Here is a 13,539-nt window from a genome sequence, read left to right as displayed (position 1 = left end):
TGTCCCTCGCTTCACTGCCGGCGATCTCTGATCAGCCACTTTTACGAACAGTGTTCGTATTTGTGACTGAGAACACGATACACTTCCTGTGAGGTCAGCGGAAGAGGGGAGCGAGATGGGATTGCGGCTCAACCGGGAACGACTCGTGGATGCGGCGCTCGTCCTCGTCGACGAGGAGGGTGCGGAGGCGCTGTCGATGCGCACCCTCGCCGCCCGTGTCGACCGGCAGGTGTCCTCGCTCTACAACCACGTCTCGGGGCGGACCGAGCTCATCGAACTCATGCGCGCCCGCATCGTCGCCGACATCGACGTCAGTGCCTTCGCTCCCGCCGAGGACTCGGAGCCCCGTGCGCGGACGGCTGTCAAAGGCTGGGATGCGGCGCTCGAGGAGTGGGCGGTGTCCTATCTGCGGGCGTTCGCGGCCCACCCCAACCTCATCCGACTGCTGGCGACCACACCGATCCGCCACCATTCCGCGTATGCGATGTATGACGCCGTCGTCGCCGGTCTGGTCCGGGCAGGATGGCCCGAGAACCTCGTCTTCGCGGTCGTCCGCACCGTCGAGGCACACGTCCTCGGCTCGGCTCTCGACATCGTCGCACCCGGGGATCTGCTGGTCCAGGGTGCCGTCGACGCCGGGCTGCCTGCTGTTCGTGAGGCGCTGGCCGAACGCCACGCGTCGACCTATGGTGCGGAAGCGGCGTTCTCCCTGGGTCTCGCCGCCCTCATCGACGGTCTGCGGCTGCAGCTGGAAGGACTCGCACCGTGAATGAGGGACCTCTCGAACGCTTCTGGTTCTCGGTCCGCACGCGCATCCCGGAACTTCCGGAACGGGTACCCGAAGCGTGGGCGTTCGGTGCGACAGCGGACCATGCGGACGAACTCCTTGACCTCGTCGTGTCCAGAATCAAGACGGGAACCGCCTCGGCGCTGTGGGACATCGAAGCCGATGGCGAGTCCGTCCCCGAGGTGGGGGAGCTGAGCATCATCCTCGACGGGCAGGAGCGGCCGCGTGCAGTCATCGAGACTACTGCCGTCGACACCGTCCCCTTCGCCGAGGTGACTGCCGAGCATGCCTGGTCCGAAGGGGAAGGCGACCGCACCCTGGAGGCCTGGCGTGAGATCCACGAACGCTTCTGGCGCGAGCACGGCCGTCGCGAATTCGCCGTCGATATGCCCGTCGTCTGCGAACGTTTCGAACTCATCTATCCGATCAGTCACGTCGACCAGGTGCTCAGATCATGACCGCAGCAGAATCCGCCGAGCATTGGACGCTCATCCACACAGAACGCGCCCGTCTTCTCGGGGTTCTCGAGGACCTCGCCCCGGAGCAGTTCGCCCAGCGTTCGCTGTGCGAGGGATGGTCCGTCGAAGAGGTCGTCGCCCATCTCAGTGCGGCAGCGAACACCGGACGGTGGGCCTGGATCCGCAGCATCGTCCGGTCCGGTTTCGACCCCGCCAAGCACAACGCACGCCTGCTGTCACGGTATTGGGGACGCTCGCCCGCCGAGACCGTCGACAACTTTCGCGAGGCGGCGATGGCCGGACGTCCCGAAGTCCTGCGGGTACTCAGCGGCGACGGCGTGGTCGAGCTGCAGAACCGGATGAGCTGAATCAGGTGCTGCCGGGAGACCTGGCTGACCCCAACACCGTGCAAACCCAGACACTTTGCAGACCCAGGTGATCCGACTCGGTCTTCAGCTGCGTCCCTGGTCCGCAGCTGATTGCGGCTTCGCGTCATAAGTCACCCAGTTCGTCTTCGCGGCGACCTTGTCGTAGAGCACCTGCGCCTGTGCGTTGTCGGAGGCGGTGATCCAGCGGACGACTGAGCGCCCCTCCTCGGCGGCGATCTGCTGCAGTCGGGCGATGAGGGCACGTCCGGCACCGGACCCGCGCACCTCGGGGTCGGTGAAGAGGTCATCGAGCCAGATCCCGACGCTGCCGGTGGACGGGCGGGAGAAGCGGCGGAAGTCGGCGATGGCGACGATGCGTCCGTCCACCTCGGCGACGAGGCTCTCGACCTCATGGTCGGGATCGACGATCCACGACCAGACGCGGGAGACGATCTCCTCGGACTCCGGCAGATGGTAGAACTCGCGGTAGGCGCGGAAGAGCTCCTTCCACCTGGACTCATCATCGGGGGAGGTGGGGCGGACTGATGGCGAGTGAGATTCGGTCATGGGCATGTTGTTTCTCCGTTCGATGTCTGCTGTCGGAGGGGCGGGGCCTGCCGTCCACTGTACGCATGGTCGGGCGACCGGGGCCGCTCTCCGCCGAACACCGAAGACCTCGCAGTTCCTCTCAGCCTGCGCTGATCACTCTGTCGATGGCGTCACGCGACTGGGTGAGGGCGGCGATGGAAGCATCTATCCGCTCACGTTCGCGTTCGAGATCGGCAATGGTGGCAGAACACGTCGGGGCCAGTTGACCTGCCTTGTCCCGCAGGCATGGGAGGACGGTGCGGATGGCGGCCGTGCTCAGGCCTGCGTCGAGCAGCTGGCGGATGTACCTCGAGATCTCGACGTCCTGTTCGCTGTATTCGCGATATCCCGAAGAGTTGCGTGCGGGGACCAGAAGCTCCCTCTCTTCGTAATAGCGCAGCAATCGTGTCGGAATGCCCGTTCGCTCGGTGACCTCTGAGATCCTCATCCTCTCGACCCTTCTGCTGAGGCGATTTGCCTTCACATTGATGTGAAGGATCAGCCTATCAGTATGAATGTCGAACACGCTGCACACTCATCCATCCGCAATCAGCCGATTCTCGCCCTGGCAGGATTCGTCCTGCTGGTGTTCTGTACCGGCAGCGCCGAATATCTCGTCGCCGGTATCCTGCCGCAGTTGGCCGCCGATCTGTCGGTGTCCATTGCGACCGCCGGACAGACTGTGACCGCTTACGCGCTGGGGGTCGCCATCGGCGGCCCCGTAGTGACAGTCCTGACAGCACGGCTGCCCCGGAAAGGGCTCGCTCTCTGCCTCGGTCTCGTATTCGTCGCCGGCACCGTAGTGACAGTCCTGGCACCGACCTATGCCTTGGTCGTCGTCGGCCGAGTGGTGTCAGCGTGCAGTCAGGCCACACTCTTCGCCATCGGGCTCACCACGTCTGCAGAGATCATGGGACCCGGGAGACAGGGGCAGGCGATCGCCATCGTCGGATCCGGACTGACCGTGGCAACCGTGCTCGGCGTGCCGCTCGGTGCAATGCTGGGCGGGAACACGAACTGGCGGATGCCGTTCGTCTTCGTGGCGATCGCGGCGATCATCGGTGTGGGACTGCTCGCCGCGGCGATGCCGCGCACTCCCGCCCCGTCGACTGGTGTCAGCGACGAGATCCGGACTCTCCTGCGGGGACCGGTGCTGCTGGCGGTGGCGACGACAGTCATCGGGTTCGCCGGGGTGAGCATCGTCTTCACCTATCTGGTGCCGCTCCTTAAGGACATCAGCGGCATCGCCGAAGTCGCCATTCCCGGACTCCTGCTGGCCTATGGCCTCGGAGGTTTCGTCGGCAACCTCATCGCCGGTCGTCTCGCTGATCTCTCACTGTCACGCACCCTTGTGGGAGTGTTCTGCGCGCTCGTCGTCACTCTCTCTGCGTTTCCACTGCTGGCGAGATTCCCGGTTCCCATGATCGCCCTCGTCCTCATCCTCGGTCTGCTGTCGACGGCGACCATCGCGCCCCTGCAATCGTTGGTGATGCGTCACACCTCTGCCGCCCCGACGCTGGCACTGGCCGTCAATGTCGGAGCGTTCAATCTGGCGAATGCCATCGGCTCCACACTCGGCGGCCTTTCCGTCGCCGCAGGTCTTCTGCAGTGGGGCGGATTCGTTGGCGCCGCTTTCGCCGCCTCCGGGCTCATCCTCACCGCTCTGGCCCTGCGGGCCACCCCGCGTCCGGAGACCGAGTCGTCGGTCGCGGTATGACGAAGGCCCCTGACCGAAGCTGAGAAGCTCCCGGTCAGGGGCCGATCACGCGGTACGCGAGAGGGGACTTGAACCCCTACGTCCGAAGACACTGGAACCTAAATCCAGCGCGTCTACCAATTCCGCCACTCGCGCTCAAGCGGCCGCATCAGCGGCCGCGACGCCCTCAAGACTAGCAGGACGCAAGCATCACCGGACACACCGGCAACTCAGGCGGCGTCGATGCCCAGTTCCTTGCGCACGCGGGCAACATGCCCGGTCGCCTTGACGTTGTACTGGGCGAGTTCGACCGTGCCATCGGCGTCGACGACGACGGTAGAGCGGATGACGCCCTGGACGACCTTGCCGTAGTTCTTCTTCTCGCCGAAAGCGCCCCACTCGGTCATCATGGTCTTGTCCTCATCGGAGAGGAGGTCGAAGTTCAGGCCCTCCTTCTCGATGAACTGCCGCAGCTTCTCCGGCTTGTCCGGGGAGATGCCGAGGACGACGATGCCGGCGGCCTTGAGTGCCGAGAGCGAGTCCCGGAAGTCGCAGGCCTCGGTGGTGCAGCCCGGGGTCATGGCCGCGGGGTAGAAGTACACGACGACCCGCTGACCTCGATAGTCACTGAGGCTCACGGATTTTCCGTCCTGGTTGACGAGAGTGAAATCCGGGGCGGTGTCGCCGACCGACAGACGTGGCATAGGAACTCCTGAATGCGTGGTTGGGAATCGTTCTCCGCCGTCCACTCTACCGTTCCGAGGACTTCCCGGCTCCCGGACCTGGGCCGCAGCAGATTGCCTGAGACCTCAGAGCGTCGCGGCCCAGTCGTCGACCGAGGTGACGAGCGCCTGACGAGGGAACACCTTCTCCGTGAGGACACGATGGACTTCCGCATCCGGATCCGCGCAGGCGTCTGCGAGCACCGTGAGGTGGAAGTCGAGGTCGGCGGCGAGACGCACCGTCGAGAGCACCACCCCGCTCGTCGAGATCCCACCGAGCACAAGCGAATCGGCGCCGAGTCCGCGCAGCAGCACCTCGAGGTCGCTGCCGGCGAAGGCCGAGATGCGTTTCTTGACGACGACCGGTTCGTCGTCCCGCGGGGCGAGTCGATCAATGATCTGGGTGGCCGGAGCGTCGAGACTCATGGCGTCATCGCCGCGCTCCTTCGCCGCAGAGAACGAGAGGTTCGCCTCCGCGATCTCGGGGTATCCGGGCCGGAAGGCGACACGCACGAAGACGACGGGCATACCGGCATCGCGAGCGGCGGTGAGCGCGCGGTCGGCGGCGTCGACGGCCGGTTCGAAGCCGGGGCGCCCGGCGATTCCGGTCTGAAAATCCATGAGAAGCAGTGCTGAGGTCATACGAAGACTCCGATCGATGAGAGGTGGGTGAGATGCACCGCACCGATAGCCAGTTTCAACTGCACAGTCTAGACTGTCAATATGTCGATGTCAGACTCCAACGCCCTGTCGCAGAAAAACGACCCGTCGCAGGCGAACGCCCACCAGGTGGCGGTCGATCTGCGAGCTGTCCTCGCCCGGCTCGTCCGCCGCCTTCGCGAGACCACGCTCGAGGACTCGCTCACCCCGTCCCAGGCTTCTGCACTGTCCCGACTGAGCAAGGGCGGGGTGTCCACGGTCGCGGCGCTCGCCCACGCCGAGAAGGTCCGCCCGCAGTCGATGGCCACGACCGTCGAGACGCTCGAGTCCCGTGGCTTCCTCACCCGCAGCCCGGATCCCAACGACGGCAGGCGGCAGATCGTCGACCTCACCGACGCCGGCTGGCAGCAGGTCGAGGGGCAGAGAGAAGCCGGGTTGGCGTGGCTCGACCACAGCCTCGCCGAGGAGGTCACCCACGCCGAACTCACGACCCTGGCCGAGTCGAGCAGAATCCTTGCGAGGATCCTCGACCGATGAGACAGGCTCCCTCCGACCGCTTCGACCGTCGCCTGCTCGCGCCGATGATGCTCGGCGCGATGCTCAACCCGATCAACACCGCGATCATCGCGGTGGCCCTGACCCCCATCGGCATCGCCCTCGGCGCCCCCGCCTCCGAGGTGGTCTGGCTCGTCTCCGGGCTCTACCTCGCCACCGCGGTCGGCCAGCCCCTCGTCGGCCGCCTCGTCGACATCTTCGGCGTGCGGACCCTCTTCCTCACAGGCGGCGGCCTCGTCGCGATCGCCGGTGCCATCGCCCTGCTGGCACCGGCCACTCATGACAGTCTGTGGTGGCTCGTCGCAGCCCGGGTCATCCTCGGTCTCGGCACGTGCGCGGGGTACCCCGCAGCGATGCACATGATCCGTGCCGAGGCGGGACGCACCGGAATCGAATCCCCGGCGAGCATCCTCACGGTCCTCACCGTCACCACCCAGACCGTCGCGGTCATCGGACCGACCCTCGGCGGCCTCCTCGTCGGCAGTTGGGGGTGGCGAGCGACCATCGCCGTGAACCTCCCGTTGGGACTGGCGGCAATCGTCCTCGGCTGGCTGTACTTCCCGCGCTCGACCGGGCTCGAACCTGCCCGATCCGATCGACCCCACCTCGACTGGCCCGGCGTCGCCCTCTTCGCGGTCTCGATCCTCTCGCTGCTCGTCTACCTCCAGAACCTCTCACCGACCCTGATCTGGATGCTCGGCATCGCCGTCATCGCCGGTGCCGGACTCGTGTGGTGGGAGCTGCGCGCCCCCGAACCCTTCATCGACGTCCGCGTGCTGGCCGGCAACGGGCCGCTGCTGCTCACGTACCTGCGGTCTCTGCTCACCGCAACGATCTCCTACGTCTTCGTCTATGGATTCACCCAATGGCTCGAAGAGGGGCGTGACCTCAGCGCAACCGGAGCAGGACTCGTCCTCCTGCCCGTCTTCGCCGGCGGAATCGCGGTGTCGATCGCCTTCGGACGCAGCCCCGAGGTGGCCAGGAAGCTCATCCTCGGATCGATCGCGCAGCTGCTCGCCGGCGTCCTCGTCCTCTTCATGACCGAAGGCTCACCGCTGTGGTTCCTCGTCGTGGCGATGCTCGTCCTCGGCATTCCGCAGGGGCTGAACAACCTTGCGATCCAGACGACGCTCTACCACCAGGCCGAACCCGAACGCATCGGATCCTCCGCGGGACTGCTGCGCACGTTCATGTACTTGGGTGCGATCCTCGCCTCGGTCATCTACGGCAACATCTACGGCACGCACGTGACCAGCAGCGGCCTGCATGTCCTCGGCTGGGTCGTCGTCGGCATTGCCGTCGTCTTCATCGTCATCACGGCCTTCGACCGCAGCCTTGCCCGCATCGGACGGACGTCCGCCGCTGCCGATCACGACCGGAACGACTCGACCGTCAGCTGATCCGCGCGATGACCCCGCCGACGTCGATGGCGTCCCCGACCTCGGCGACGCGAGCGAACGTCCCTGACGTCGGGGCTTCGACCCGCGTCTCCATCTTCATCGCCGACAGCACGGCGACCTCGTCACCCTCGGCCACCTCTGCGCCGTCCTCGACGAGATAATCGACGAGGCTGCCGGGCACGGGTGCGGTCACGTCCCCGGCGTTGGCGCCGCCGTCTCCACCCGCCGAGGCGGTCCCGCCGTTCCCGGCTGACGCCCCGTGTCCGGCCCCTCCGGCCGAACCGAGTGCCGCGAGCAGTCCTGCGGGCAGGCCGATGGTGGTGAGCTTCCCGTCGATCTCGATGCTCATCCGCTGCAGCTGGGAGTCGACTGCGGGTGCTGGTCGGTCCTGCGTCTCGAGGCGGGGGAGGAGCTCGGTCTCGATCCACTGTGTGTGGATGCCGGCGACGCCCTCGGATCCCAGACCGGTGAACGCCTCATCACGAAGGATCTCCAGCGAACACGCCAGCACGGTGGCCGGGCCCTCGACCGTGAGCTCCTTGGCCGCGGTGATCGTGCGCGCGATCGCGGCATCACGGTCGGGGCCCGCGACGATGAGCTTGGCGAAGAGCGAATCGAAGGCCGGCTGCACGGTGTCACCGGCGACGACCCCGGCATCCCAGCGCACTCCGGGCCCACCGGGGACATCGAGGGACTCGATGCGGCCCGGGGTGGGCAGGAAACCGCGGCCGGGATCCTCGGCGTTGATGCGCAGCTCGATCGCATGCCCGGCCGGCTCCGGCGTGGCTTCGATCGACAGCCCCAGATCGAAGGCGATGCGGAACTGTTCGCCGACGAGATCGACCCCGGAGGTCACCTCGGTGACGGGGTGTTCGACCTGGAGTCGGGTGTTGACCTCGAGGAACGTCATGGTGCCGTCGGCGGCGAGGAGGAACTCGACAGTGCCGGCCCCGCGGTAGTCCACCTCGGCGCAGATCGCCTCGGCCGAACGGTGCAGACGTTCGCGCTGATCGGTCGTCAGCCCCGGAGCGGGAGCCTCCTCGATGAGCTTCTGATTGCGCCGCTGGGCCGAGCAGTCGCGGTCGCCGACCGCCACGACGCGGCCCTGCCCATCGCCGACGACCTGGACCTCGACGTGACGGGGGCGCTCTAAGAACTTCTCGACGAAGCATTCGGAACGTCCGAACGCCTCTGCGGCCTCACGGGTGGCCGAATCGAAGGCGCCGGCCACCTCGGCGAGGTCGTGGACGATCTTCATTCCGCGCCCACCGCCCCCGTGTGCGGCCTTGATGATGATGGGCAGCCCCGCCTCGGCGGCGAAGTCCTCGACCTCTCCCGCATCTTTGAGCGGGCGGTCGATGCCCGGTGCCAGAGGAGCGCCGACCTTCTGCGCGAGCTGCCGAGCGGTGACCTTGTCGCCGAGAGCCGTGATGGTCTTAGCGGTGGGACCGATCCAGGTCAGTCCGGCATCCTCGACGGCGGCGGCGAAGTCTGCGTTCTCGGACAGGAAGCCGTACCCGGGGTGGACGGCGTCGGCACCGGAGGTCTGCGCGGCGGCGAGCATCGCATCGATGCTGAGATACGTGTCCGCGGCGGTCGTGCCGGCCAGCGCGAAGGCCTCGTCGGCGAGGCGCACATGCAGGGCGTCGGCGTCCTGATCGGCGTAGACAGCGACCGAGGTGTGCCCGTGCTCGGCGCAGGCGCGGATGATGCGGACGGCGATCTCGCCGCGGTTGGCGATGAGGATTCTCGACATTGTTCAGCTTTCGTTCTCGTGGGTGTGGGACACCTCGGCTGTGCGGTTGCTCTGGTTCTGGCGGGTACCAGGGCGGGCAGTCGCAGTGAAACGCAGCTTCACGCCCGGGGGCAGCTGTGCGGCGAGGTCGAGGTCGTCGACGCTGGCGATGATCGGATAGCCGCCGGTGAGCGGATGGTCGGGGCCGAAGAGCACCGGCTGTCCGTTCGGCGGGACCTGCAGGGCACCGGTGACTGCGCCCTCGCTGGGCAGCTCCCCAGTCCGGGCACGCTCGAGGGCGACCTCACCGGACAGGCGCAGCCCGACCCGGTCGGATTCGTGGGTGACGGTCCACTCCTGACCCAGCAGAGTGTCGATTCCGGCGTCCGTGAACCAGTCCTCGCGTGGTCCCAGTGTCACCGACAGCGTCACGGTCTCACCGGGCTGCGGCAGTTCCCTGGGCGGTGCCGGACGCGGATCGACGAGGTGGGGCGCGGTCCGCGGGTCGTGCAGGCCGAGGATGGTGCCCTTCTCCGGGGCAGCCGGACCGAGTCCGGCGAGCGTGTCGGCCGAGCTGCTGTCCAGAGCCGTCTCGACGGCGATTCCACCGCGCAGCGCGAGATACCGGCGGATGCCGTTTTCGACCGTTCCGAGTTCGAGCTCGTCACCGTCGACCAGGGCGAAGGCCTCGCCGAGGCGGGGCGTGTGAACCGTGCCGTCGACCGCGGTCACGGTGATCGTGCCGTCGGCTCCGGTGACCGCTGCGACCGTATCGCCGGTGACGCGCAGGAGCGCACCGCCGCCGAAGCTCTCGAGTCCGGCCGCGGTTTCGGCATTGCCGACGAGCCGGTTCGCGCTGGTCAGGGCGGTGCGGTCGGCGGCTCCGGCGCCCGAGACTCCCATCGACGCGAATCCGGGACGCCCGAGGTCCTGGACGAGCAGCTGGAGTCCCGGTCGCACGACCTCGAGGCTGTGAGCTGGAGGCGTCGACGTCGGTGCCGGGGCCGGGTCCGCAGACATCACCGTCTCGACACTCTCCCGCCCCACGTCGGTGAACGTCACGATCGTGCCCGGCACGAACAGGGCGGGGGGCTCCCGGTCGAGATCCCACAGTGTGGCGTCGGTGCGGCCGATGAGCTGCCAGCCGCCCGGGGAAGAACGAGGGTAGACGCCGGTGAATTCTCCGGCCAGGGCGACGGCACCCACGGGCACGCGGGTGCGCGGAGAGGACCGACGGGGAACGTCGAAGAGATCGTCGTCGCCGGCGAGGTAGCCGAAGCCGGGGGCGAACCCGGCGAAGGCGACCTCCCAGGTCGCCGCCTGGTGGCGGCCCACCACCTCGGCGGGGGAGACGTTCAGGAGGTCGGCCACCTCGGCGAGGTCGTCCCCGTCATAGATCACAGGGATGCTCACCTGCCGGGCCTCACCCGTCGTCGACTGGGTGCGGTCGAGTCCGCGGACGGCCTCAGCCAGGGCGCTCGCCCGAGTGCGGGAGGGATCGAAGCTGATGAGCACGGTGCGGGCGGCGGGAATAAGTTCGACGACGCCGGGCAGGTCGGCGGCTTCGAGACTGTGGTGCAGCGCCATCGTGGCGCTCAGGTCGGCGCACTCGACGAGGAGGTGCCGGCGGGACGCGATGTGGAAGGTCAGCCCGGCGGGGGCGGGGGTCGGTGCGGTCATCGGCGGTAGGTGTCTTCCGGTTCGTCGGTGATGAACATCTTCCCAGGTGAGTGGGTGATCGCGAAGGGCACGCCCGAGGCTTGGATCGCCGCCTGCGGGGTGACTCCGCAGGCCCAGAAGACGGGGATGTCGCCGTCGTGGATGACCGGCGGGTCGCCGAAGTCGGGGGAGTCGAGGTCGGTGATGCCGATCTGGGCGGGTTCGCCGATGTGGACGGGGGCGCCGTGGACGGCGGGGAACCGGTCAGTGATGCGCACCGCCTCGGCGACCTGGGAAGCGGGGATCGGGCGCATGGACACGACCATGTCTCCGCTGATCCGACCGGCAGGGGCGCACGCGGTCGAGGTGCGGTACATCGGCACGTTGCGACTGGCCCCCTGGTGGCGGATCGGGATGCCAGCAGCGGTCAGCCCGTTTTCAAAGGTGAAGGAGCAGCCGATGAGGAAGGACACGAGATCGGGGTGGTCCGCCCACGCCGTGGTGGCGTCGGCGACCTCGTCGGTGAGCTCCCCGTTCGTCCAGATCCGGTAGCCGGGGATGTCGGAGCGGATGTCGCTGCCCGGGGCGAGGGCCGATTCGATCTGCCCGGGTTCGAGGACGTCGACGATCGGGCACGGCTTCGGGTTGCGCTGGGTGAAGAGGAGGACGTCGAAGGCCCAGTCGGCGGGCACGGCGATGAGGTTGGCCTGGACGAGGCCCGGTGCCATCCCCGAGGTGGGGCCCGAGAAGCCGGCCCGGATCCGCTCGCGGGCTGCCGCGGCGGGGGAGGGCTTGCGGGCACTCATCGGTTCGCCCCGGCGAATGCGGCGATCGTGACTCCTTCGGATTCGAGGAGATCCCGGGCGGCTCGGGCCATGTCGATCGAACCCTGGCTGTCGCCGTGGAAGCAGATCGACTGGGCGTCGACGTCGACGAGGCTGCCGTCGATCGCCTCGACCTGCCCGGTCTGCACGAGGCGCAGCACCCGGGTGGCCACGGCTTCGGGGTCGTGGAGGACCGAGTTCGGCTCCGACCGGGAGACCAGTGATCCATCGGGATTGTAGGACCGGTCGGCGAAGGCCTCGGCGGCCACGGTCAGTCCTGCCTCGGCGGCGACGCGGTTGGCCACGCTGCCGGCGAGTCCGAGGAAGACGAGCGAGTCATCGACGGCCTTCACGGCGTCGACGACGACCTTGGCCTGCGCTTCGTCGTGGACGATTGCGTTGTAGAGCCCGCCGTGGGGTTTGACGTAGGCGACGGATCCTCCGACTGCGGCAGTCAGGCCGAGCAGAGCGCCGATCTGGTATTCGACCTGGGCCTGCAGGGTCTGAGGCGGCACGTCGAGGGCGCGGCGGCCGAAGCCTTCGTAGTCGTCGTAGCCGGGATGGGCCCCGATGACGACTCCGCCGCGGGTGGCGGCGTCGACGGTGGCACGGATGCCTTCGGGATTGCCCGCGTGGAACCCGCAGGAGACGTTCGCGCTGGTGACGAGTCCGAGCATGGCCTCGTCGTCGCTGACGACGCGGTCGGGAACGTTTTCGCCGAGGTCCGAGTTGAGGTCGATTCTCAGTTCGCTGTTCTCAGGCATTGTCACCCTCCGATTCCGATCATTGCGAAGATGGGGCCGATGGACTGCACGGCCGTGTACCACGTGACCAGTGTTGCCGCGGTGCCGATGATGAGCAACCACTTCGGGTACGAATCCGTGCGCAGCAGGCGTGGCCGGAACCAGCCGATGTACATGAAGACCGTGAGACCGATCGGCAGGATGAGGCCGTTGAAGCCGCCGACGAAGACGAGCAGAGTGGCCGGGGCGGTGCCGAGGACGAGGTAGACGACGAGCGAGACGACGATGAAGGCCACGGTCGCCAGCTGGAGCGGCCAGCCGCCCTCGAGTCGTGTGGAGAAGGCAGAGAGGAAGGTCGCCGAGGTGTAGGCGGCGCCGATGACCGAGCTCAGTGCCGCGGCCCAGAAGATCGCTCCGAAGATGCGCATGCCGGCCTCGCCGAGGACGGCTGCGAAGGCCTGACCGGCGGGGTTGGCCACGCTCGAGTCGAGGTCGAGGGCGACTCCGGAGGCGACGACGCCGAGGATGGCGAGGAAGAGGACGTAGCGCATGACGCCGGTGACGAGGATTCCCGACAGCGCCGAACGCATGACCGAACCGGCGTTCTCCGGGCCGGTCTTGCCGGAGTCGAGGTAGCGGTGGGCGCCGGAATACGTGATGTAGCCGCCGACGGTGCCGCCGACGATGGTGGTCACGGTGGCGAAGTTGATGGTGTCGGGCACGAAGGACTGCTTGATCGCCTCGCCGACCGGCGGGTTCGACACGATCGCGACGATGCAGGTGAGGATGATCATCCCGATGCCGAGGATGAGCACGACGGTGTCGACGACCTTGCCGGCGCGCTTGAACAGGAAGATGCCGATGGCGAGCAGGCCGGTGACGAGTCCGCCGAGCTTCGGGTCGATGCCCAGCAGTGCGTTGAGGCCGAGGCCGCCGCCGGCGATGTTGCCGATGTTGAAGGCGAGCCCGCCGACGACGATGAGGATCGAGAGGATGATGCCCGTCCCCGGGATCGCCGAGGAGGCGAGCTGGGCGGCGCGTTTGCCCGATGAGGTGACCATCCGCCAGATATTGAGCTGGATGGCGATGTCGATGAGGATCGACACCAGGATCGCGAAGGCGAAGGCCGCCCCCATCTGCGCGGTGAACGTGGCCGTCTGGGTGATGAATCCCGGCCCGATCGCCGAGGTGGCCATGAGGAAGATGGCCCCGATGATCGCGCTGCGGCTGATCTTCGCCCCGAGCTCGGTCTTCTGATCCGCGGGACCGGAGGTGGTCGCGTCCGAGGGCGTCGATTCCGGCGGTTGGGCTTCCGGTGCGTTTGGCATGGGAGTCTCCGACTGT

At 67.5% G+C, this 13,539-nt stretch carries 15 protein-coding genes and 1 tRNA gene; 6 read left to right on the top strand and 10 right to left on the bottom strand.

Annotated features, from left to right (window positions below; all coding sequences use genetic code 11):
* Positions 1-115 precede the first annotated feature (115 nt).
* Genes GUY23_RS13135 through GUY23_RS13125 form a run of 3 tightly spaced genes read left to right on the top strand, consistent with a single transcriptional unit; the run spans position 116 to position 1,613 of the window.
* On the top strand, positions 116-769 hold the full coding sequence (locus tag GUY23_RS13135) for a TetR/AcrR family transcriptional regulator C-terminal domain-containing protein (protein ID WP_228282314.1): 654 nt from the start codon (positions 116-118) through the stop codon (positions 767-769).
* Positions 766-1,245 (top strand): ASCH domain-containing protein, encoded by a 480-nt coding sequence (locus tag GUY23_RS13130; protein ID WP_166972974.1) that lies wholly within the window; start codon positions 766-768, stop codon positions 1,243-1,245. Before GUY23_RS13135 ends, GUY23_RS13130 begins: the two co-directional genes overlap by 4 nt.
* Positions 1,242-1,613, top strand: a complete 372-nt coding sequence (locus tag GUY23_RS13125; RefSeq protein WP_166972972.1) for a maleylpyruvate isomerase family mycothiol-dependent enzyme — start codon at positions 1,242-1,244, stop codon at positions 1,611-1,613. The genes GUY23_RS13130 and GUY23_RS13125 overlap by 4 nt, the downstream gene beginning before the upstream one ends.
* An 84-nt stretch (positions 1,614-1,697) precedes the next feature.
* Here the strand turns inward: GUY23_RS13125 and GUY23_RS13120 are convergent, their stop codons facing one another.
* Both GUY23_RS13120 and GUY23_RS13115 read right to left on the bottom strand, forming a co-directional pair.
* The gene (locus tag GUY23_RS13120) at positions 1,698-2,180 is read right to left on the bottom strand and encodes a GNAT family N-acetyltransferase (RefSeq protein WP_166972969.1); all 483 of its coding nucleotides are present in this window, start codon (positions 2,178-2,180) and stop codon (positions 1,698-1,700) included.
* Positions 2,181-2,301: 121 nt separating this feature from the next.
* A complete protein-coding gene (locus tag GUY23_RS13115; RefSeq protein WP_208085357.1) occupies positions 2,302-2,727 on the bottom strand; it encodes a MerR family transcriptional regulator in 426 nt (141 codons plus the stop codon).
* On the opposite strand from GUY23_RS13115, the gene GUY23_RS13110 reads away from it, so the two are divergent.
* Positions 2,713-3,918 carry an MFS transporter gene (locus tag GUY23_RS13110; RefSeq protein WP_166972967.1) on the top strand — a complete coding sequence of 402 codons (1,206 nt, stop codon included), beginning with the start codon at positions 2,713-2,715 and terminating at the stop codon, positions 3,916-3,918. The two genes, GUY23_RS13115 and GUY23_RS13110, sit on opposite strands and share 15 nt — an antisense overlap.
* 53 nt (positions 3,919-3,971) lie before the next feature.
* Here GUY23_RS13110 and GUY23_RS13105 read toward each other — a convergent pair.
* The 3 genes from GUY23_RS13105 to GUY23_RS13095 all read right to left on the bottom strand — a co-directional run bounded on the left by GUY23_RS13105 (position 3,972) and on the right by GUY23_RS13095 (position 5,261).
* Positions 3,972-4,053, bottom strand: a tRNA-Leu gene (locus tag GUY23_RS13105).
* 74 nt (positions 4,054-4,127) lie between these two features.
* Complete coding sequence (bcp, locus tag GUY23_RS13100; protein WP_166972965.1) at positions 4,128-4,601, bottom strand: thioredoxin-dependent thiol peroxidase; 474 nt, start codon at positions 4,599-4,601, stop codon at positions 4,128-4,130.
* A gap of 105 nt (positions 4,602-4,706) precedes the next feature.
* Entirely contained in the window at positions 4,707-5,261 is a 555-nt protein-coding gene (locus GUY23_RS13095) for a cysteine hydrolase family protein (RefSeq protein WP_166972963.1), read from the bottom strand.
* Positions 5,262-5,342: 81 nt separating this feature from the next.
* Between GUY23_RS13095 and GUY23_RS13090 the strand changes: the two genes are divergently transcribed.
* Complete coding sequence (locus GUY23_RS13090) at positions 5,343-5,816, top strand: MarR family winged helix-turn-helix transcriptional regulator (RefSeq protein WP_228282313.1); 474 nt, start codon at positions 5,343-5,345, stop codon at positions 5,814-5,816.
* Positions 5,813-7,234: an MFS transporter gene (locus GUY23_RS13085; RefSeq protein WP_208085354.1), complete on the top strand. Its 1,422-nt coding sequence runs from the start codon at positions 5,813-5,815 to the stop codon at positions 7,232-7,234. Before GUY23_RS13090 ends, GUY23_RS13085 begins: the two co-directional genes overlap by 4 nt.
* On the opposite strand, the gene GUY23_RS13080 is transcribed toward GUY23_RS13085, so the two are convergent.
* From GUY23_RS13080 to GUY23_RS13060, 5 genes are read right to left on the bottom strand one after another with little or no spacing between them, the layout of a single operon-like run.
* Entirely contained in the window at positions 7,227-8,990 is a 1,764-nt protein-coding gene (locus GUY23_RS13080; protein WP_166972961.1) for an acetyl/propionyl/methylcrotonyl-CoA carboxylase subunit alpha, read from the bottom strand. The genes GUY23_RS13085 and GUY23_RS13080 overlap by 8 nt on opposite strands.
* Before the next feature lie 3 nt (positions 8,991-8,993).
* A complete protein-coding gene (locus tag GUY23_RS13075; protein WP_166972959.1) occupies positions 8,994-10,649 on the bottom strand; it encodes a 5-oxoprolinase subunit B/C family protein in 1,656 nt (551 codons plus the stop codon).
* Positions 10,646-11,434, bottom strand: coding sequence for a putative hydro-lyase (locus tag GUY23_RS13070; RefSeq protein ID WP_166972957.1), 789 nt, complete (start codon positions 11,432-11,434; stop codon positions 10,646-10,648). Before GUY23_RS13070 ends, GUY23_RS13075 begins: the two co-directional genes overlap by 4 nt.
* A complete protein-coding gene (locus GUY23_RS13065) occupies positions 11,431-12,216 on the bottom strand; it encodes a LamB/YcsF family protein (RefSeq protein ID WP_208085352.1) in 786 nt (261 codons plus the stop codon). The genes GUY23_RS13070 and GUY23_RS13065 overlap by 4 nt, the downstream gene beginning before the upstream one ends.
* A 2-nt stretch (positions 12,217-12,218) precedes the next feature.
* Positions 12,219-13,523 carry an NRAMP family divalent metal transporter gene (locus GUY23_RS13060; protein WP_407647361.1) on the bottom strand — a complete coding sequence of 435 codons (1,305 nt, stop codon included), beginning with the start codon at positions 13,521-13,523 and terminating at the stop codon, positions 12,219-12,221.
* Positions 13,524-13,539: the final 16 nt, after the last annotated feature.

Origin of the sequence: Brevibacterium atlanticum (assembly GCF_011617245.1) — a bacterium.
Classification (GTDB): Bacteria; Actinomycetota; Actinomycetes; order Actinomycetales; family Brevibacteriaceae; genus Brevibacterium; species Brevibacterium atlanticum.
This window is presented reverse-complemented; position numbering and strand designations above follow the sequence as displayed.